At 48.2% G+C, this 19027-nt stretch carries 18 protein-coding genes and 1 tRNA gene; 14 read left to right on the top strand and 5 right to left on the bottom strand.

Annotation, left to right across the window (positions count from 1 at the left end):
- The first annotated feature begins 18 nt into the window (after positions 1–18).
- A complete protein-coding gene (locus IEY67_RS08355; RefSeq protein ID WP_122351799.1) occupies positions 19–348 on the top strand; it encodes a hypothetical protein in 330 nt (109 codons plus the stop codon).
- Positions 349–567: 219 nt separating this feature from the next.
- Here IEY67_RS08355 and IEY67_RS08350 read toward each other — a convergent pair whose 3' ends face one another.
- Positions 568–2025 (bottom strand): OmpP1/FadL family transporter, encoded by a 1458-nt coding sequence (locus tag IEY67_RS08350; protein ID WP_122351800.1) that lies wholly within the window; start codon positions 2023–2025, stop codon positions 568–570.
- Between the two features lie 261 nt (positions 2026–2286).
- Between IEY67_RS08350 and queC the strand changes: the two genes are divergently transcribed.
- The 10 genes from queC to IEY67_RS08300 all read left to right on the top strand — a co-directional run bounded on the left by queC (position 2287) and on the right by IEY67_RS08300 (position 11895).
- Entirely contained in the window at positions 2287–2949 is a 663-nt protein-coding gene (gene queC, locus IEY67_RS08345) for a 7-cyano-7-deazaguanine synthase QueC (RefSeq protein WP_122351801.1), read from the top strand.
- A 4-nt stretch (positions 2950–2953) separates the two neighbouring features.
- Positions 2954–3418, top strand: coding sequence for a preQ(1) synthase (queF, locus tag IEY67_RS08340; protein ID WP_122374862.1), 465 nt, complete (start codon positions 2954–2956; stop codon positions 3416–3418).
- Positions 3419–3507: 89 nt separating this feature from the next.
- On the top strand, positions 3508–4293 hold the full coding sequence (locus tag IEY67_RS08335) for a 3-keto-disaccharide hydrolase (protein ID WP_122351803.1): 786 nt from the start codon (positions 3508–3510) through the stop codon (positions 4291–4293).
- A 28-nt stretch (positions 4294–4321) separates the two neighbouring features.
- Positions 4322–4945, top strand: coding sequence for a hypothetical protein (locus tag IEY67_RS08330; protein WP_183671252.1), 624 nt, complete (start codon positions 4322–4324; stop codon positions 4943–4945).
- 341 nt (positions 4946–5286) lie between these two features.
- The gene (locus IEY67_RS08325; RefSeq protein WP_122361166.1) at positions 5287–6642 is read left to right on the top strand and encodes a TolC family protein; all 1356 of its coding nucleotides are present in this window, start codon (positions 5287–5289) and stop codon (positions 6640–6642) included.
- A 25-nt stretch (positions 6643–6667) separates the two neighbouring features.
- Positions 6668–7888 carry an efflux RND transporter periplasmic adaptor subunit gene (locus IEY67_RS08320; protein ID WP_122351806.1) on the top strand — a complete coding sequence of 407 codons (1221 nt, stop codon included), beginning with the start codon at positions 6668–6670 and terminating at the stop codon, positions 7886–7888.
- A 49-nt stretch (positions 7889–7937) separates the two neighbouring features.
- Complete coding sequence (locus IEY67_RS08315) at positions 7938–8678, top strand: ABC transporter ATP-binding protein (protein ID WP_122374859.1); 741 nt, start codon at positions 7938–7940, stop codon at positions 8676–8678.
- Between the two features lie 12 nt (positions 8679–8690).
- Positions 8691–9911 carry an ABC transporter permease gene (locus IEY67_RS08310; protein ID WP_122351808.1) on the top strand — a complete coding sequence of 407 codons (1221 nt, stop codon included), beginning with the start codon at positions 8691–8693 and terminating at the stop codon, positions 9909–9911.
- 26 nt (positions 9912–9937) lie between these two features.
- Positions 9938–11011, top strand: a complete 1074-nt coding sequence (locus IEY67_RS08305; RefSeq protein WP_122351809.1) for a sensor histidine kinase — start codon at positions 9938–9940, stop codon at positions 11009–11011.
- A gap of 113 nt (positions 11012–11124) precedes the next feature.
- Positions 11125–11895 (top strand): LytR/AlgR family response regulator transcription factor, encoded by a 771-nt coding sequence (locus IEY67_RS08300; protein WP_183671253.1) that lies wholly within the window; start codon positions 11125–11127, stop codon positions 11893–11895.
- Positions 11896–11974: 79 nt separating this feature from the next.
- Here IEY67_RS08300 and dacB read toward each other — a convergent pair whose 3' ends face one another.
- Entirely contained in the window at positions 11975–13444 is a 1470-nt protein-coding gene (dacB, locus tag IEY67_RS08295) for a D-alanyl-D-alanine carboxypeptidase/D-alanyl-D-alanine endopeptidase (protein WP_183671254.1), read from the bottom strand.
- Between the two features lie 59 nt (positions 13445–13503).
- On the opposite strand from dacB, the gene IEY67_RS08290 reads away from it, so the two are divergent.
- Together IEY67_RS08290 and IEY67_RS08285 are read left to right on the top strand one after the other, a co-directional pair.
- Positions 13504–14640, top strand: a complete 1137-nt coding sequence (locus IEY67_RS08290) for an AI-2E family transporter (RefSeq protein ID WP_122351812.1) — start codon at positions 13504–13506, stop codon at positions 14638–14640.
- A 109-nt stretch (positions 14641–14749) separates the two neighbouring features.
- Positions 14750–14822 (top strand) — tRNA-Lys (locus IEY67_RS08285).
- Between the two features lie 369 nt (positions 14823–15191).
- On the opposite strand, the gene IEY67_RS08280 is transcribed toward IEY67_RS08285, so the two are convergent.
- Entirely contained in the window at positions 15192–15707 is a 516-nt protein-coding gene (locus tag IEY67_RS08280) for a glucosaminidase domain-containing protein (protein ID WP_183671255.1), read from the bottom strand.
- A 23-nt stretch (positions 15708–15730) separates the two neighbouring features.
- Positions 15731–16183 (bottom strand): HU family DNA-binding protein, encoded by a 453-nt coding sequence (locus IEY67_RS08275; protein ID WP_122351828.1) that lies wholly within the window; start codon positions 16181–16183, stop codon positions 15731–15733.
- Between the two features lie 160 nt (positions 16184–16343).
- Here IEY67_RS08275 and IEY67_RS08270 point away from each other — a divergent pair, with 160 nt between their 5' ends.
- Positions 16344–16601: a DUF4248 domain-containing protein gene (locus IEY67_RS08270; protein WP_229801001.1), complete on the top strand. Its 258-nt coding sequence runs from the start codon at positions 16344–16346 to the stop codon at positions 16599–16601.
- A 259-nt stretch (positions 16602–16860) separates the two neighbouring features.
- Here IEY67_RS08270 and IEY67_RS08265 read toward each other — a convergent pair whose 3' ends face one another.
- A complete protein-coding gene (locus IEY67_RS08265) occupies positions 16861–19011 on the bottom strand; it encodes a VapE domain-containing protein (protein ID WP_183671256.1) in 2151 nt (716 codons plus the stop codon).
- Between the last annotated feature and the right edge of the window lie 16 nt (positions 19012–19027).

The raw sequence follows: 19027 nt of genomic DNA, 5'->3' as shown, positions 1-19027 counted from the left end.
GAATTTAGGGTTTTGAATATGAGATCATTATTTGCCATAATCCTGTTGATCAGCGCTTACGTTGGTAATCCACTCACTGTCAATGCACAGCAAGTGGCAACAACTACGCATGCCGTAAAACAGGCTGAAATAGCAGAACCCGACTCTATCGAAATCAGTGCCTACGACAACAAGATCGTTGTAAAGAATGCTCCTATCGGTAGTAAACTGGAAATATACAGCGTGGTAGGCATCCGTGTCAAAGAAATCAAAATGAAGCAACCGGATGGTGAATACACTGTCGATATCGCCAAGGGGTATTACATCGTCCGCATCGGCGAAACTGTCCGCAAAGTAGCGATCCGCTAAGGGAAGCATCGTTTCCATTTCCCCACAATTTTCATAACTATGGGGAAAAATCCCCACACAAGTGGGGGAAAAGCCCCGGTATAATGGGAAACTTTCCCCACTAGGATGAAACTTTTTTCACCCGCAAATAAAAAACCTTGTTCATTCATTGATAAAGAAAAAAGGACTTGCCACCCCGGACAAGCCCTTTTCTTCTGATTTATTATATATATGTATAGGTTAAAAAGCGTAAGAAAGACCGATTGACGGCATCAAAGCATATACATTGTAATGTCCACCGAATGTACGAGGTTTTCCTAACAAATCGAGATCCGTATAAGAACCGTCGCGTCCGAATCCGGTCACATAAGAAAATGCAAAATCAACAGACAAAGATTCCAGCGGACGGAAGCTCAGACCGGCCGTGATACCCAACTTATTCATACTCGGAGTTTCCGGATTCAAGTAATTATCTTCTACCGGAGTTTCGTCAAAGTAAGCACCTAAACGAAGATCAAGACGATTAGTTGCCGCAAACTGAGTTCCCAGACGATAAATACGTGAGTTTTTGTATTTCTTCGGAGCATCGATATCATATTGGCTCAATTCCGAAGCCGGATAGAAATTCACAACCAACGAGTTGTAAGCACCCCAACCGACGAACTGAACTTCTCCCGATACGACCCAACGGTCTGTAGGCTTGTAAGTCAAACCGACATTCCAGTTATCCGGCAGAGGCAATTCCGCAGAAAAAGTAGCCTGATCCAACGGGGGAATCTGAATACCGTCTTTGGGAATACCCGGGATAGCAATCCCCATTCCTTCCAGTTGATTAACCAAACCATTCACTTGTCCCAGCAATCCTTTGAAACCTAATTCATTGGCATAACTCAAACGAACATCGCCTTCTTTCACACGGGCTTTTACTTTTGAACGATAAGATACACCGACCGTAAATTTATCGTTAATATCGTACATCGCACCGACATTGAATCCCAGACGAATACCGGCATCCCCTTTCAAAGAAGCAGAAACAGCAGATGTTTCATCATATTTGGACATTTCTGATACGAGTTGATCGACGATCGGCTTATATTGTGGCATGGCTTCCAATATCGGACCGAGTTGTCCCATCATACTTTCAGCCAACCCTGTCATTGCACGCGGCGCGATCAGGGCACGGTTCAGTTCGATATTACCGAATTCCATCATCAGACCGGCACCGATACTCAGGTTATCCATAATCTTCCAGGAAACGGTTGGCTGAATATTGAACGCTTTTAAAGAAATATCCTGTACCAGGTGAGCACCTTTCCAGTCGCGTCCCCAGTTAATGGCACTCCCATAAGGGGTATTTACACTGATACCGGCAGCTAGGAAATCATAAATCTTGAAACCGGCATATACATACAAAGGCGTACTTGCCTTATTATCCGTTTTTTGAACGTATCCATTATCTCCTGTAAACTTACCGTTGGCAAACACACCGGTTATACCTGCCGACAAGTCCACACTCTTATCCATAAACACCAGACCTGCCGGGTTAAAATGCATGCTTTCTGCACCCAACTTCATGGCAGCACCAACGTGTCCCATACCTGCCTGCTTGGTACTCTGGGCGTTCACCTGATAACCTTCTGCCGCAGCGTACGACAACGGAAGCATGGAAAGACATGCTAAAGCGATAATTTTCTTCATAAAATATTCATTAATTAATACCTCTTTTATAACATCCTCTCAGATGCAAACGGCGGCAAAGATAAAGACTTTTCTTTAATATTGCACACTTTTAACAGAAATGTGCGGCACAATTACATCATTTTTGTGCAATAGCTCCAGCTATGTCCCTCTATTTTCAATTTTCAATTCTCAATTTTCAATTAAAAAAGTATCTTTGCAGCGAAAAGGAACGTCTCCTTTTCCGTGTGCTTGCTGAACCACGTATAAAACAAGAAAAATATGAAACATCAAGAAGCCGCTTTGGTATGCTTCTCCGGTGGACAAGATTCCACGACCTGCCTTTTCTGGGCTAAGAAGCACTTTAAACGCGTAGAAGCCGTATGTTTTACCTACGGCCAAAAACATTCCCAGGAGATTGAAATTGCAAGAAAGATTGCAGCCGATGCGCATGTTCCGTTCCAATTGCTGGACGTATCGTTAATCAGCCAGTTGGCTCCAAATTCGCTGACGGATACCTCAATCGTCATGGATGAGGACAAACCGGCAGACAGCTATCCCAACACATTCGTTCCCGGAAGAAACATGGTTTTCCTGACTTTCGCCGCCATCATGGCACGAAGCAAAGGGATTTTTCACCTAGTAACCGGCGTATCGGAAGCTGATTTCAGCGGATATCCCGACTGTCGCGACACCTTTGTCCGCTCACTGAACGTCACGCTGAATCTAGCTATGGACGAACAGTTCGTCATCCACACCCCGCTGATGGACCGTGACAAGAGTGAAGTATGGGAGTTATCCGACGAACTGGGCGTATTCGACCTGATTCGTACACAGACACTGACCTGCTACAACGGCGTTCCTGCCGACGGTTGCGGTCATTGCCCCGCCTGCAAATTGCGCAGAGAAGGATTGGAGAAATACCTAAACAGGAAGAAGAAATAAGATTATGGATACAAGAAAAGAAGAAAACGAACTGCACCTTTTAGGCAGCTCTACCGAATATAAACAGGATTATGCCCCGGAAGTGCTGGAAGCATTCACCAACAAACACCAGGGCAACGATTACTGGGTACGTTTCAACTGCCCGGAATTTACCAGCCTCTGCCCGATCACCGGACAACCGGATTTTGCGACCATCCATATCGACTATATCCCCGATGTGAAGATGGTGGAAAGCAAGAGCCTGAAACTATACCTCTTCAGTTTCCGCAGCCACGGCGCCTTTCATGAAGACTGTGTCAACATCATCATGAAAGACCTAGTCAAGCTGATGGACCCGAAATATATCGAGGTGACAGGAATCTTCACCCCACGCGGCGGAATCAGCATTTATCCCTATTGCAACTACGGCCGTCCGGGGACCAAATATGAGAAACTGGCGGAACAACGTCTTTTCAATCATAACGCTTAAACGCATTTTCCTGTAAAAGCTGTTACAACATGGCAAATTATTATGTAGATTTGCAACATTTAATATGTAAATATAAAATAATTTAGACCATGAAGAAAAGAGACTTCACCAACAAAGCCGTGCTGGCAGCCATTGCCTGTACGGCTTGTGTAAGCATCAGCGCACAGCAGAAGGAGTATCCGAAACAGGAGCCAATGACTCCGGGCATGTCGGAATACTGGACTCCTCAACCCAAAATCGTTACTCCGGGAGATATTAAAACAAACTCGGCTCCGTCTGACGCCATCGTCCTGTTCGATGGCAAAGACCTTTCCGCTTGGGAAAACACCAAAGGTGAACCGGCTCAATGGATTGTACACGATGGCGTTTTCACCGTGAATAAAAAAGCCGGAGATATCCAGACCAAACAGAAATTCGACAGCTACCAGCTGCATATCGAATGGTGCGTTCCTGAAAACATCACGGGAACAAGCCAGGGACGTGGCAATAGCGGCATCTTCATGCAAGGAATGTATGAAGTTCAGGTGCTCGATTGCTACAACAACGAAACATACGTGAACGGACAGACCGGAAGTATCTACAAACAGACACCGCCGTTGGCAAACGCCATGCGTAAACCGGGTGAATGGAATGTATACGATATCATTTACTCCGCTCCTGTTTTCAAAGAAGACGGAACCTATCGCGTGCCGCCCCGTATCACCGTTATTCAGAATGGCATCGTTTTGCAGAACAACACGACGATCCTCGGAACAACCGAATACATCGGCTTCCCGAAAGTGATCCCTCACGGAGCCGGCCCGATCATCCTGCAGAGCCACGGTGATCCCAGCGAACCGATCAGCTTCCGTAATATCTGGTTAAGAGAATTATAAGAGACAACAGGTAAAGTGTTTATACATCATGAAAACAAATCATTTATTCGGTATCTTGTTACTTTTATTGTGTACGGTCGGTCTTACCAACTGTAACGATCATCTCCTGAATCCCAATGCCGAGGACCCGGAAGAAGAAGGGGAAGAATGGATGAACAGCATACCGGACGGTAATTTTTTCGGAAGGGCGAACACTTTACGTCTTTACTATATCGACGAGAAAGGGAACAGCTTGATCCATCCGAATGACCCGAACACGTATCCCGTATCATGGAGCGAGAAACTGGAGAATCCGATCGAACGTACCAAGGACCGGCAGACAGACGTCGCCGACACTATCATACGTTACAATGGCAATCATAACTGGATTTATTTCGACAAAGAGGAAAATCTGTATTACTGCACATTGAGCGCATACGGAGATTCAAGATACAGTACCTATACGTTTCCTATCTATGTAAACGGTGATACCGACCAACTGGAAATCACCTATAAATACACAGACAAAAACGTTATCGGCGGTAAATATTACGCCAAGATATCATCCTGGAAATATAACGGCACACATATATATTCGGATGACGATGAACACGACAAAAAAGTATTCATCCAAAAAACCGGAGGAAAAACAACCGTTTCTTTCAAACGATAAATGATCCGGAATTTTTAAGTTCCGCTCATATAGCTCGTAATCATAGAAAGGGGACGCAGACCACGCAGAAGACGCAGATTTCGCAGACTTATTTATTATTTAGAATAAAAATATCTGCGTTACTCTACGTCTTCTGCGTGGTCTGCGTCCCCTTTCTAATTACGGATTTAATTACCAAACCTTTTCATATCCCTTCTATTCCGTTTATCGGCAAAATCCCCGTTTTCGTCTATGAACCAACCTCCTATTTCTATTCTAATTGTAGAGGAATTTAATACAAAGTAGTTTTGCTTCAGAAAATAAAGGTAAAAAGATTGTTTAGGTCGCAAAACGAAAGCATTATGAAACAGATCTCTCTAATAATCCTATCCTGCCTGCTTCTTCTGCCTGCCGGAATGAAAGCAGAGGACGACATGCCGAAGCAGTGGACGCTTCGTGATTGCATTGATTATGCCCTGGAGCATAACATCACCATCCGCCGTAACCGCATCAGCGTCGAGAGCACGCAAGAAGATGTAAAGTCGGCAAAAGCGGATTTCCTTCCTTCCCTGAGTGGAAATATCAGCCAGCGCATCGTGAACCGCCCGAACAGTGCCAGCGGTACGATCATCAGTGGCGACAACATCACCACCAGCGAAAGTAAAACCTCTTATAACGGTAGCTACGGCATCGATGCCAACTGGACGGTTTACAACGGCAGCAAACGGGTAAACACTGTCAAACAGCAACAACTGAACAGCCGCATCGCCGAACTCTCCGTCGATGAAAGCGAAAACACCATCGAGGAAAACATCACCCAGCTGTACGTACAGATACTCTATTCCGCCGAAGCAGTCAAAGTGAACGAATCGACCCTGGAAGTCAGTCAGAAAGAATACGAACGTGCACAGGAACTGTTCAACGCCGGCAGCATCGCCTCCAGCGACCTCGCCCAACTCGAAGCACAGGTAAGCAGCAATAACTACCAACTGGTCACCTCGCAAACAACTTTGCAGGATTACAAGCTGCAACTGAAACAGCTGCTCGAACTGGACGGCGATTTCGAAATGGATCTTTACATGCCGCAACTCGACGACAGCAGCGTATTGATACCGCTGCCCGGCAAAGACGATGTCTACCAGACCGCCCTCAACCTGCGCCCTGAAATAGAATCCGGGAAACTGAATATCCAGTCTTCCGACCTGAGTATCAAGATGGCACGTGCCGGATATATCCCGACACTGAGCCTCAGCGCCGGGATCGGAACGACCAATGCCAACGGCAACGATTTCAGCTTCAGCGAACAGGTCAAACAGAACTGGAATAACTCCCTGGGCCTGACCCTGAGCATCCCTATCTTCGACAAACGACAGGCAAAGACAGCTGTCAACAAAGCGAAGCTGCAAAAGCAAACCAGCGAGCTCGACCTGATGGACAACCAGAAGACACTCTACAAAACGATTGAAAGCCTCTGGCTGACAGCCAACAGCGCCCAACAGCAATATGTAGCCGCAGCACAGAAACTGAAAAGCACAGAAGCCAGCTACGCCCTTGTCAGCGAACAGTTCAACGTCGGCATGAAAAATACGGTAGAACTGCTCACCGAGAAAAACAATCTCCTGAGTGCCCAGCAGGAAACGCTACAGGCCAAATATACGGCCATCCTCAACGCAGGTTTGCTGCGCTTCTACCAAGGTGAAGAAATCGTGATGTTCTAAGTAAAAAATAAAAACAGAAAAAGATATGAACAAGAAACTTATTATCGGTATAGCAGGCGTGCTGGTCGTAGCCGGAGGAATCTGGTTCTTTACAGGTAAATCGTCGAAAGGCGGCATCAGCCTCGAAACCGCCAAAGTGAACCGCAGCTCCATCTCAAACACAGTGACAGCTACCGGAACAGTAGAACCGGTGACGGAAGTGGAAGTCGGTACGCAGGTATCCGGCATCATCGATAAATTGTACGCAGACTACAACGACGTAGTGAAAGCCGGACAATTGATCGCAGAAATGGATAAAGTAAACCTGAAGGCCGAACTGGCATCCGCCCAGGCCCAGCTGGCAAGCAGCAAGAGCGAATACGAATACCAGCAGAAGAATTACGCACGTAACAAGGTGCTTTACGAAAAGAAACTGATCAGCGACTCCGATTATGAGACAGCGACTTACAATTATGAAAAGTCGAAAGCCTCCTACGAACAGAATCAGGCAGCGATGGTCAAAGTGAACCGTAACCTCGAATACGCCACGATCACCAGCCCGATCGACGGTGTCGTTATCAACCGTGCCGTTGAAGAAGGGCAGACCGTTGCCGCCGGATTCGAAACACCGACCCTGTTCACCATCGCCGCCGACCTGACCAAGATGCAGGTGATCGCCGATGTCGATGAAGCCGATATAGGCAACGTACACGACGGACAGCGTGTCAGCTTTACCGTCGATGCCTATCCGAACGATGTATTCGAAGGAACCGTCTGGCAGATCCGCTTGGGCGACAGCAGTAGCAGCAGTTCGAGCAGCTCCACCAGCTCATCCTCTACGGTCGTAACCTATGAAGTAGTGATTACCGCCGACAATCCGGACCTGAAACTGAAACCCCGTCTGACAGCCAACGTGACGATTTACACGCTCGAACGCGATAACGTCCTGACCATTCCGACCAAGTCGTTACGTTTCGTTCCGGAAGAAGAACTACTCGTCGGCACCGGCCTGATCGCCGAAAACAGTGCCCAGGAAGCACCGGCCGGCAAACGTCTGGTTTGGGTTAAAGAAGGACAGCAGTTGCACCCGAAAGCCGTTACTGTCGGATCGACAAGCGGTAATATGATCGAAGTGATCGACGGACTGAACGAAGGCGAAGAAATCGCTGTCGACCTTACTTCGGACGCACCGGCACAGGCCGCTGCCCCAACGGAAAAGAGTCCGTTCATGCCTGGCCCTCCGGGAAGCGATAAGAAGAAGAAATAAAAATAGTTGACAGTTGACAAGTGATAGTTGACAGTTAAAAACAACAGCAATGAAAGAGATAATCAAATTAGATAACATCAGGCGTGACTTCAAGGTCGGAGACGAGATCGTCCATGCCCTGCGTGGCGTCTCCTTCACGATACACGAAGGAGAGTTCGTCACCATCATGGGAACCTCCGGCTCGGGAAAAAGTACGCTGCTGAACACGTTGGGATGTCTCGACACACCGACCAAGGGCGAATATTATCTCGACGGCGTCTCCGTCCGCACGATGGGAAAGAACGCCCGTGCCACCCTGCGCAACCGGAAGATCGGATTTGTCTTTCAGAGTTACAACCTGTTGCCCAAAACGACAGCCGTAGAAAATGTAGAACTACCTCTGATGTACAACCCCAACTTCAGTGCCTCCGCCCGCCATGAGAAAGCCGTGCAGGCATTGGTTGCCGTCGGCCTGGGCGACCGCCTGATGCACAAGAGCAACCAGATGTCCGGCGGACAGATGCAGCGTGTAGCCATCGCCCGCGCCCTGGTGAACGACCCGGCAGTGATCCTTGCCGACGAAGCAACGGGAAACCTGGATACACGTACGTCATTCGAGATCCTGGTACTCTTCCAGAAGCTGCATGCCGAAGGACGTACCATCATCTTCGTAACGCACAACCCGGAAATTGCCCAGTACAGCAGCCGTAACATCACCCTGCGTGACGGACATGTAACGGCCGACACGGTGAACAACAATGTACAAAATGCAGCAGAGGCATTAGCCAGGCTGCCTAAGAATGACGATTAATAATTATTCAAAATGAACGGAACAAACCTCATAAAAATAGCCCTCCGTGCCCTTGCCAACAACAAGCTACGCGGATTCCTGACGATGCTCGGTATCATCATCGGCGTTGCCTCCGTGATCACGATGCTTGCCATCGGACAAGGATCGAAGCGGAGCATACAGGAACAGATCAGCGAGATGGGCTCGAATATGATCATGATACATCCCGGTGCCGATGTCCGGGGAGGTGTCCGTCAGGATGCTTCCGCTATGGAGACACTGAAGCTGGAAGACTATCAGAACATCGTCGACGAAACCCGTTACGTCTCTGCCGTCTCCCCTTCGGTCAACAGCAGCGGACAAGCCATCTTCGGAGCCAACAACGCCCCGACCACCGTCTACGGTATCAGTCCCGACTATCTCGAAATCCGCCGTTACAAGGTGGAAGACGGCGATATGTTCACCGAACAGGACATCCAGACGGCAGCAAAGGTCTGTGTAGTCGGTAAAACCGTAGTCGACAACCTCTTTACCAACGGCGAAAGCCCCGTCGGCAAAGTCATACGCTTTCAGAAATTACCTTTCCGCATCGTAGGTGTGCTGGAAAGCAAAGGATACAACAGCATGGGAATGGACCAGGACGACCTAATCTTAGCTCCATACACAACTATTCAGAAAAAAGTTCTGGCCATCACCCATCTGCAAGGCATCACCTGTTCGGCCCTCAAAGAGGAATACACCGACCAGGCTATTGACGAGATAACAGAAATACTGCGCCGCAACCATAAGTTGAAGGAAAGTGACGATGATGATTTTACCATCCGTAGTCAGCAGGAGTTGAGCACGATGTTGACAAGCACTACGGACATGATGACCGTGCTGTTGGCGGCTGTGGCGGGTATTTCGTTGCTCGTTGGTGGTATCGGGATTATGAACATCATGTATGTCAGCGTCACGGAGCGTACCCGCGAGATCGGCTTGCGTATGAGTATCGGGGCAAAAGGGATCGACATCCTCGCCCAGTTCCTGATCGAATCTATCCTGATCAGTGTGACCGGCGGACTGATCGGTGTCGTATTGGGTGTAGGAGCCGCCCTGGTGGTGAACGGCGTCGCCCACTTCCCGATCTATATCCAACCATGGAGCGTTATGCTTTCATTCGCTGTCTGTACCGTTACCGGTGTCTTCTTCGGATGGTATCCGGCCAAGAAAGCCGCCCAGCTCGATCCGATCGAAGCAATCCGTTACGAATAAGAAATTATTTAATATCTTTGTAAAAGATGAAAACAGAAACGACAACACATACGCATATATCTCCTCCTTTCAAGGGAATGGGCAGCATTATCCATATTGCTGCCTGGGGGATTTTGTTCGGCCTGCCGTTCTTCTTTACGGGCAGGGAATCACAGGAACTGACGGTGATCAGCTATCTGCGCTCCGTCATCGTTCCGCTTTCGTTCATGATGGTTTTCTATGTGAACTATTTCCTGTTGGTAAACCGTTATCTGTTTTCACGCCACGGATGGAAGTTCTTCCTCAGCAACGTCCTGCTGATCGCCTTTGCGATGCTGGCGGTACATCTGTTGATGCAACTGCTTCCGCCGCCGGAGATACACCGCCCGCACCGTCCGGAAAGGGAGTTGCAGGAGATTATCGGCTTCTTCCTCGTCAATGCCATGCTGTATGCGCTGGTGGCAGGCCTGAGTGTCGCCATCAAGATGACAAGCGGCTGGTATCAGGTAGAATCCATGCGCCGCGAACTGGAGAAGAGCCGGGCGGAAGCCGAACTTCAGAACCTGAAAAGCCAGCTGAACCCACATTTCCTGTTCAACACGCTCAACAATATCTACAGCCTGATCGCTTTCAGTCCCGAACGAGCACAAGAAGCAGTCCACGACCTGAGCCGCCTGCTGCGTTACGTCCTTTACGACAGTAGCCAGCCGCACGTCTTGCTGGAAAGCGAACTGGATTTTATCCGCAACTATGTGGAACTGATGCGCATCCGCCTGCCGGAGCATGTGGAACTGAAAACGGAGATATCTGCCGCCAAACCGGATGCCATGATCGCCCCCTTGTTGTTCATCTCCCTGATCGAGAATGCCTTCAAACATGGCGTCAGCAACAGCCAGCCCTCGTTCATCCATCTGGATATACACCAGAACGGCGACCTGGTTGTCTGCATCCTGAAAAACAGTTATTTCCCCAAAGATGCGGAACAGGACAAGAGCGGTTCGGGAATCGGCATCAAGAACCTGCGCAAACGGCTTGAATTAATTTATCCGAACAAACATATTTTCTCATGCGGTGTAGACGGTGACAGTTATCATAGCATGCTGGAAATACAAATCAATTGACAGTTGACAAGTGACAGTTGACAGTTAGGCTTCGCATCCGGTAAACAAATCGGTAAAAGCCGAAATAACTGTCAACCGTCAACTGTCAACTGTCAACTAAATAAGTATTATTTATGAAACTGACTTGTGCAATCATCGACGACGAGCCTTTGGCAATCAGCCTGCTGGAAAGTTATGTCAACAAGACCCCGTTCCTGGAACTTGCCGGGAAATACAACAGTGCGGTCAATGCCCTGCCCATGCTCACCAAAGAGCCTGTCGACCTCCTGTTCCTGGACATCCAGATGCCCGAACTCAACGGCATGGAATTTTCCCGCATACTGGAAGCCGAGACACGGATCATCTTCACAACGGCTTTCAGCCAATATGCACTCGACAGTTACAAGGTAAACGCTCTCGATTACCTGCTGAAACCGATCAGTTATGCCGACTTCCTGAAATCGGCCAACAAGGCGCTGCAATGGTACGAACTGTTGCGGGAAGGAAAAGAGGGGAAAGCCGATCCCGGGAAAGACGGCCAGCCGACCGCCCCGGCAGTACAATCCCAGACATCGATCGAAAGCATTTTTATCAAGACAGAATACAAACTGGTGCAGGTCGAACTCCGCAAGATATTATACATCGAAGGACTGAAAGATTATGTCAAAATATTTATCGAAGGCGAACCGCATCCGATCCTCTCGCTGATGAGTATGAAAAGCCTGGAAGACATGCTGCCGACCAACCGTTTCATCCGCGTACACCGTTCCTTCATCGTCCAGCCGGAAAAGATCAAAGTGATCGAACGCAACCGCATCGTCTTTGGCAAAGAATATATTCCTATCTCCGACAACTACAAACAGAAGTTCATGGAGTTTCTGGCACAGAGGTCGCTACTGCCTTAGCAGTTGATAGTTGACAAGTGACAGTTGACAGTTTGAGACTCTATCAATAACCTGTCAACTGTCAACTGTCAACTGTCAACTAGAAAAGTTGCAACAGCAACTTTTCCAGCCCCTTCGTCATCTGCCCCATGCTACAGGAATAATTATTGGAGAAAACGGCAACAGCATAACGTTTACCGTCTTTGTCTATATACCCGGCATAACTACGTACTCCCGTTATCCCGCCACTCTTCAAACGAGCTTTCCCTTGCAGCTTGCTTCCTTTCAACAGGTTGCGGACCGAGCCTTCCACACCCGCCTGCGGCAATGACTCGAAGAAAGCTTCGGAAACCTCCGATTTCGTCGCCATATACACCAGTAGATCAGCAATAAACTCAGCCGATACCTTATCGGCCGGAGCCAGTCCGCTGCCGTCATACATCCGCAACGGATACACATCCAGCCCCTTCTTCCTCCAATGATCGAGTACCACCTGCACGCCCCGTCCGAAAGAAGAGATCACCTCGTTTTTCCGGGGAACATATTGCAGACCGACCGTTTTCACCAGCGCATCCGCAAACAAATTATGACTGACATGATTCGTCACGCTCGCAATCTCTTTCAATGTCGGCGAATAAGTCGTTACAACCGGCTTCCTCTCGACCGTTTTCCACCGCCCGGCTTCCGATTCGATCCGGTAACAAGTCGGCTCCTTTCCTACCACAATACCTTCGTGCTCAAGGCAACCGGTCAGATATTCCGCCAGAAACAAAGCCGGATCGGGAATATCGCCTTTCAACACATAATTCTCGCGGTTAGCAGGAACGACACCCTGTAAATAACGCTCGCCGGACAACGGGGCACCGATTATATAAGCACTATCCGACAACGACGCTTTCAGATAATTGATAAACCGCAGGGAAGGAATTGCCGGATCAGTCCCAACGACCTCCGGACGAGTTCCGGCAGCCCCCGTCTTCAGGGACAACTTATACATATTGTCGAACACCGAAAGCCCATAGCTTCCCGGTGCATAATAATTTCCCATATCTTCCCGCAGCCATTTGATAGAAGCACCCTCCGTATCGAAAATACGTTCGTCGGCCACCACCGCCCCGGTGATCTTCCGGATACCCGCCTTCTTCAGCGCCGCTATCCATTCGGGAATAAAGGTATTCTGTGCGGGCGTATAACGATTCCTGTCGGGAGCGAAATGCGACGACCCCAGCGACGGGTCACCGCCTCCCCTGATATACAGATTTCCGTTCAGGACACCCTCTTTGATACTCCCGTCATGCTCCAGCGACGTAGCGTACCGATAATCGTCTCCCAATATTTCGAGAGCCGTAGCCGTCGCGACCGTTTTCAGGACAGAAGCCGGAGAAACCTCACGATCCTCGTCATAGCTGTAAACCGTCTTTCCATCCTGCACGTCTTTTACCACAATGGAGAAAGTCGCCCCCTTCATATAAGGGGCATTCAGCAATTGTTTTACAGGTTGGGGAGTCTGTGCCTGCGGCTGTGAAAAGCAGCCTAACAGTAAAGCAGCACATAATATTTTCTTTATCATCTTATTATCCTATTCCAGTTTATTTTATCTTTGTCGCAGGCAAAGATAAAAATTAAAATATGAACTCATTATTCGAAAGGCCATTTACATTCGACCGTGTCACACGTATCGTATTCAGTATCGTCATCATCGGCGCATTGCTCTATCTGATCACCATACTGCGGACTGCCCTGCTCCCCTTCCTGATCGCGTGGCTGCTGGCCTATATGATGCAACCCTTCGTGAAATTTTTCCAATACAAGCTGAAGCTGAAAAGCCGCATCCTGGCTATCATAGCCGTAATTATCTGCGCCTCGCTGATCATCGGTGCGGCAGCTGCACTGGTTGTCCCCTCCATCGCCCAGGAAGCCGAACGAACCCTGAACCTGATGCGTACGCACAATCCGGGTGAAGGGCATATCCCGCTTATCCCCGAGTCGTGGATCACATATCTGGAGAATAATGTGGACATCAACCAGTTGATGGAACTTCTCAGCCGCGAAAACATCCAGAATGCCATCAAGCAGCTGGCGCCCAAAGTATGGAATATCCTGTCGAACACCTTTTCGATCCTTTTCAGCATAACGATCATCTTTGTGATCCTGTTATATTTCATTTTCATCCTGCTGGATTACGAGAAGATAGCCAACGGGTGGATCAACCTGATCCCGGCGCATATCCGTCCTTTCGCCAAAGGGTTGGCCGACGACGTGGAACAGAGCATGAACCGTTACTTCCGCGGCCAGTCGCTGATCGCGTTGTGTGTCGGCGTCCTGCTGGCTATCGGATTCAAGATCGTAGGTTTCCCGCTGGGGGTCACACTCGGACTATTTATCGGCGTACTCAATCTGATCCCTTACCTGCAAACGATCGGACTGATCCCGATGGTCATCCTCAGTTTGCTGAAATCGGCAGAGACGGGAGATAATTTCTGGCTTATTTTGGGCTCCGGATTACTGATACTCGGAATCGTCCAATGTATCCAGGATTTATACCTCACGCCCCGCATCATGGGGAAAGCGATGGGCCTGAATCCAGCCATCATCCTTCTTTCTTTGTCTATCTGGGGAACTTTGCTCGGTTTCATCGGCTTGATCATCGCCCTGCCGCTCACAACACTCTGCCTGTCTTATTATAAGCGTTTTATCTTACTGGAAGGGGACATTCTACCTCCCCCGCCAGCCGATATTCAACCGAAGGAGGAAGAAAAAAAGTAACTTTTTTCAAAAAAAGATCCTCCTGCTATTGCAAATTAAAAAATAAACCCTACCTTTGCACCCGCAATACAGAAGTAAAGCACACCGCAATACAGAGTATGCACAGGATGATTCGCTAGCTCAGCAGGTAGAGCACATCCCTTTTAAGGATGGGGTCCTGGGTTCGAACCCCAGGCGGATCACTCAAAGAAAAACAGCTTCAGATTTATTCTGAGGCTGTTTTCTTTTTATAGGCTGCCAAAGTTATTCACAACAGAGTTATGCGCTTTTGTTCATATCTTATTAACAAAACATCTAAAATAAATATTATCAATCAATTAACCTGTTGATAACTTTGTTGATAAACCATTAGTTTGTTGAAAAGTCTCCCGCATACGGTCTACATCACAGAGCATGCGCACAGGAAACAGGAACTTTCAATTCCGTCATTCCTTCTTCTCTTTTTTCCTTCCGAAATCCAGAAGGAATCCCAGCAACGCCATAATAAACTCAAAAACAGATTTTAATTTGCTCATACTGATTCATTTTAAATGATTAAATAATATCCGCCTTTACGGTTTCTTTGTACACAGGCCAACATTGCGCGTCCTTTCCTCACAAAACCCCTCTTGACGCAGCCTTTCCTCCACCAAAGGCATCAGGCTCCGCGCAATCCTTGTAAGCATTTCTTCATACGCCGCCCGGTTATCACCGTTCACTTCACTGATATAACGGCTGTAAGCTATTTCACGAGCATAGGCAGCGGGGTAGTTACTGACTGCGGCGGCAAGACGATAAGCGGTAGAGATCAGCCGTGCAAAATCAAGAAAACTATTTTCCGGTGCGTCGTAACGCCTGAACAACAGGCCATTCTCTTCAAGGCTAACCTTTCCTCCATGCCAGTAGGTGTTTACGACACCATATCCGGTTAATCCGAAGAAGTTATTGTATTGCCGTGCCAGCGCGCTCTCGCCCCATCCTGTTTCAATGGCCGATTGAGCCAGAATGACGACCGGATTGATCCGGTACAGATCTCCAGCCATACGCGCGGCAGGAAGATACAGTTTTACAAATGATTGTTTATCCATTGGAAAGTCGGGTTAATGTGTTACTATTCAATTTCAGGACGGTCGCCTCCGCCACCTGTAGGAGGTGTTACCGGAGTAACATCGATAGTCGTACGTTCCCCTTTAGCCACCTGCGTCGTGTTTCGCAGAATCGTACCGGGACGGAAACACAAACGCGCCTTCTTCAGCAAGGTCGAGGAAAAACCCTCCGTTGTCGCACTCCCTTTACTGCCCATGATCAGCTGAAGGCTGCCGAGTTCGCCCAGCTGGACAACTTCGCCACGTTCGAGTGCTTTCGCGGCAAACTTATTCATACGGTCGAGAACGACTTTGACATCACCGCTGGATGCTGTGGAACTTTCAGCGATCAGGTCGCATAGCTCATCGAAACCACAGGTGCGCGTGGCACGGGTCTGTGCATAATAGAGCTTCTCTTTCCCCTCTTCTACTTCTTTGCTCATGTTCTTTCTGAGAACCAAGTGATACTGTACTGCCATAATCCGATTGTTTTTAGTTATAAAACTGTTTTGCAATTAATTACATCATAAAGATACAACACCCGGATAGCCTCGTCGATGCCCTATGTGAGCAGACGTGACGAAGCAGCATTTTATTTTGTTTATTCCCATCTAAAGCCTTGTTTTTCTTATCATTAATATGTACATTTATAGAAGTAAAACAATAAATGCTATGGAACAGAAAACATTTGTCATCCGTGCATATGGTGTCGGCGAACTCGCCCAGCTATATAATCCCCATCTCTCCCACCGCGGCGCCGTCATGCAGCTCTGGCGTTGGATCAACCATCACGACATCCTCAAACAAAAACTGGTTACCCTCGGGTATCATCCGGGGATTCGCTGTTTCACCCCCAAACAGGTGATCTGTATCGTGGAACATTTGGGAGAACCTTAAAAGAGGAATAGTTATCAACGCAAAAATCCGTTCCCGACTGAAAATAAATGGGTCGGGAACGGATTTTTTTCGGTCGGGAACTATCGGAAGAGATCACCGGAGGAAGCAGCAGGTGGAGGAGGTGAAGATGAAAATACATTTCGGCCGACTTTTATAAATATAAGGAGACCTTTCGGTTGTTGTTGATAGTAATATATAAACATAAATACAGAAAGTGTGCCAACCGTTAAACAACCTCCACCTTCTCCACCCGAAAGCCTCAGAAGGGCAATTGAATTTGAGGTTTTTCATTCCCTTCATCTGTTTTATCATCAGGAACCACTCCTTTATTATCAACAGCTTGAGCATCTACATTGTCATACGAACGGATTCCGAGCTGTACAGCTTTTACTTCGTCGAACGTAAGTTCTATAACGTTGAAAAAGCGTTTCCCGTTACGTATAAAATGTTCAAACCCTGTCCTTTTCAACATTTTTCCGAGGTTAACCACGTTGATTTGAGTAATAGGCATACGGGTCTTTTCAGCTATTTTGGCTATTATTTCACTGCTGGATAACTGTAAATAAGCCTCGAAACGGCAGGGTTTACGGAAAAAAGTATAGAACAATTCCTCCTCCGGACTGCTCTGCTGAAAAGGTTCGTTGTTATCGTTGATCTCTGCAATATCAGTATCGGAAAACCAGTACTTGAAGCCGCCTTTATACAAAGCCAGTGCCTGCGAATAGATATGGCTGTAGTCGACAGGAGTAAGATAATCTATCCGGACTGTTTCAAAACAAAGGAAACGACGCGAACCGGTACGGTCGGTCAGCACCTGGCTGTCGTTGACCGTAGCGGCAAATGAAGCACGGCGCTCATATGTTTCCGAATTATGCGCATAGGCGCGGCGCTCGTGTACACTGTTTTTCGTGATCATTGCTTTCAGGCGGTTCAGTTCCATGCGGCTTTGTCCCGAAAGCTCGTCGAGCAGGATCAGGAAACAGTCACTCAGGAGCAGGGAAGCATCTTTCGAGGCAGGATCGAGATTGCCGGAATAGACATATTGATGCAGTTCAGGTGGTACCAGATTACGGCACCAGGTTGTTTTACCCAATCCCTGCCCGCCACTCAACAGCAATACGGCATGGTTCTCCGTCTTTTCGTCTATGGCACAGGCCACAGTGGCTACGAGCCATTTCCGGAGGCAGGTCAGCCAGTATTCAGGCCGTGTGGTACTGACGGTCGAAGCAAGCCGGGCGATATAATCTGTTTCGCCATCCCATGACGGCAATTTACTGAAATAGAACTTGAACGGGTCAAATTCTTTACTGAATCCGGAATGGATCACCGACCTCAATTCAGTGATCTTGCAATTGACTCCTTCGAGTTGGAGATTGCACCAGACGGTATTCTCCCAGTAATCGGTCACAGGATGGTATGTGTGGCTTTTTGCCCTTTTATCCCGGTATTCTACCAGGTTACGAACTACATTTTTACGCAGAAAGAAATGTGTGGACAGATATTCCCGGATCAGCTCCACCTTCTTCCCGTTTTTTATCAGAGGAAAGGTGTCGTGCTCCTCTCTATGACTGTAGGCACTCGTAATCGCACTGGAACGTTCCTCTGCCGAAAGATCGCCGAAGTTTTCCGTACAATAACCGGTCAGGACTTCTTCGGGCACGCCTATCCGGTTACACAGGCAGGCATAGTGGTAAACATAATTGTTACGGTTGCCATCCTGATACTTCTCCTGTTTGTCGAGTCGGTTCCGGGCATTACTGAGCTGTTTAGCCACATGGCGGGTGTTGGCCGTTTTTCTCGTTTTTTGCAGCAAAGGCTTGAGCAATGGCAAGTCTTCAGGCATCCCTTTTCCGGTATGCAGCCAGTCACTAAAACGGGGAGAGGCATAAAGCAAAGGATCGTAGGAGACAAAACAGAGTCGCCCGGCGTCACTCCCCGAAGCATCGATCTCCACACCGAGCAATTCTTCATACCACGCCTTGACGGTATTATAGATGATCCGGTGGTTTTGAGGGAGCTGTTCGATATCTACTGCCGAGCAGGCAATAATTTTCAGTCCTTGTCCACCAGGACTCAGGAAGCTGTAAATGGTATAGGGAGCTTCATTGATAAGCGACCTAAGGCGAGGAATCGCTTCGGGTGCGAGCTTGTCAATATCGAGGATCAGGAGCGGGTTATAGCCGATCATGTCCGGTTCCTTGCGCGTCTTCCGGTAGGTAGCGGAGACAGTGAATGCTTCGAGTGATTTCTTGATCCGTTCAGCAGTGGCGGGATCACCGGCATGCAGTGCGGCCCGGTGTAGTTTGATAGTTGTCTCGTACTTCCCGTTAAGGATTTCGTCTGCAATAGCCGTGAGCGGTTTGTTTCCCTGGCAAAACCTGAAGTTTGTAAAGACGGTTGCTTCGATCATATCGTTTCGATTTGGA

It is taken from the genome of Parabacteroides faecis (assembly GCF_014647375.1).
In the GTDB taxonomy this organism is placed as follows: domain Bacteria; phylum Bacteroidota; class Bacteroidia; order Bacteroidales; family Tannerellaceae; genus Parabacteroides; species Parabacteroides faecis.
This window is presented reverse-complemented; position numbering and strand designations above follow the sequence as displayed.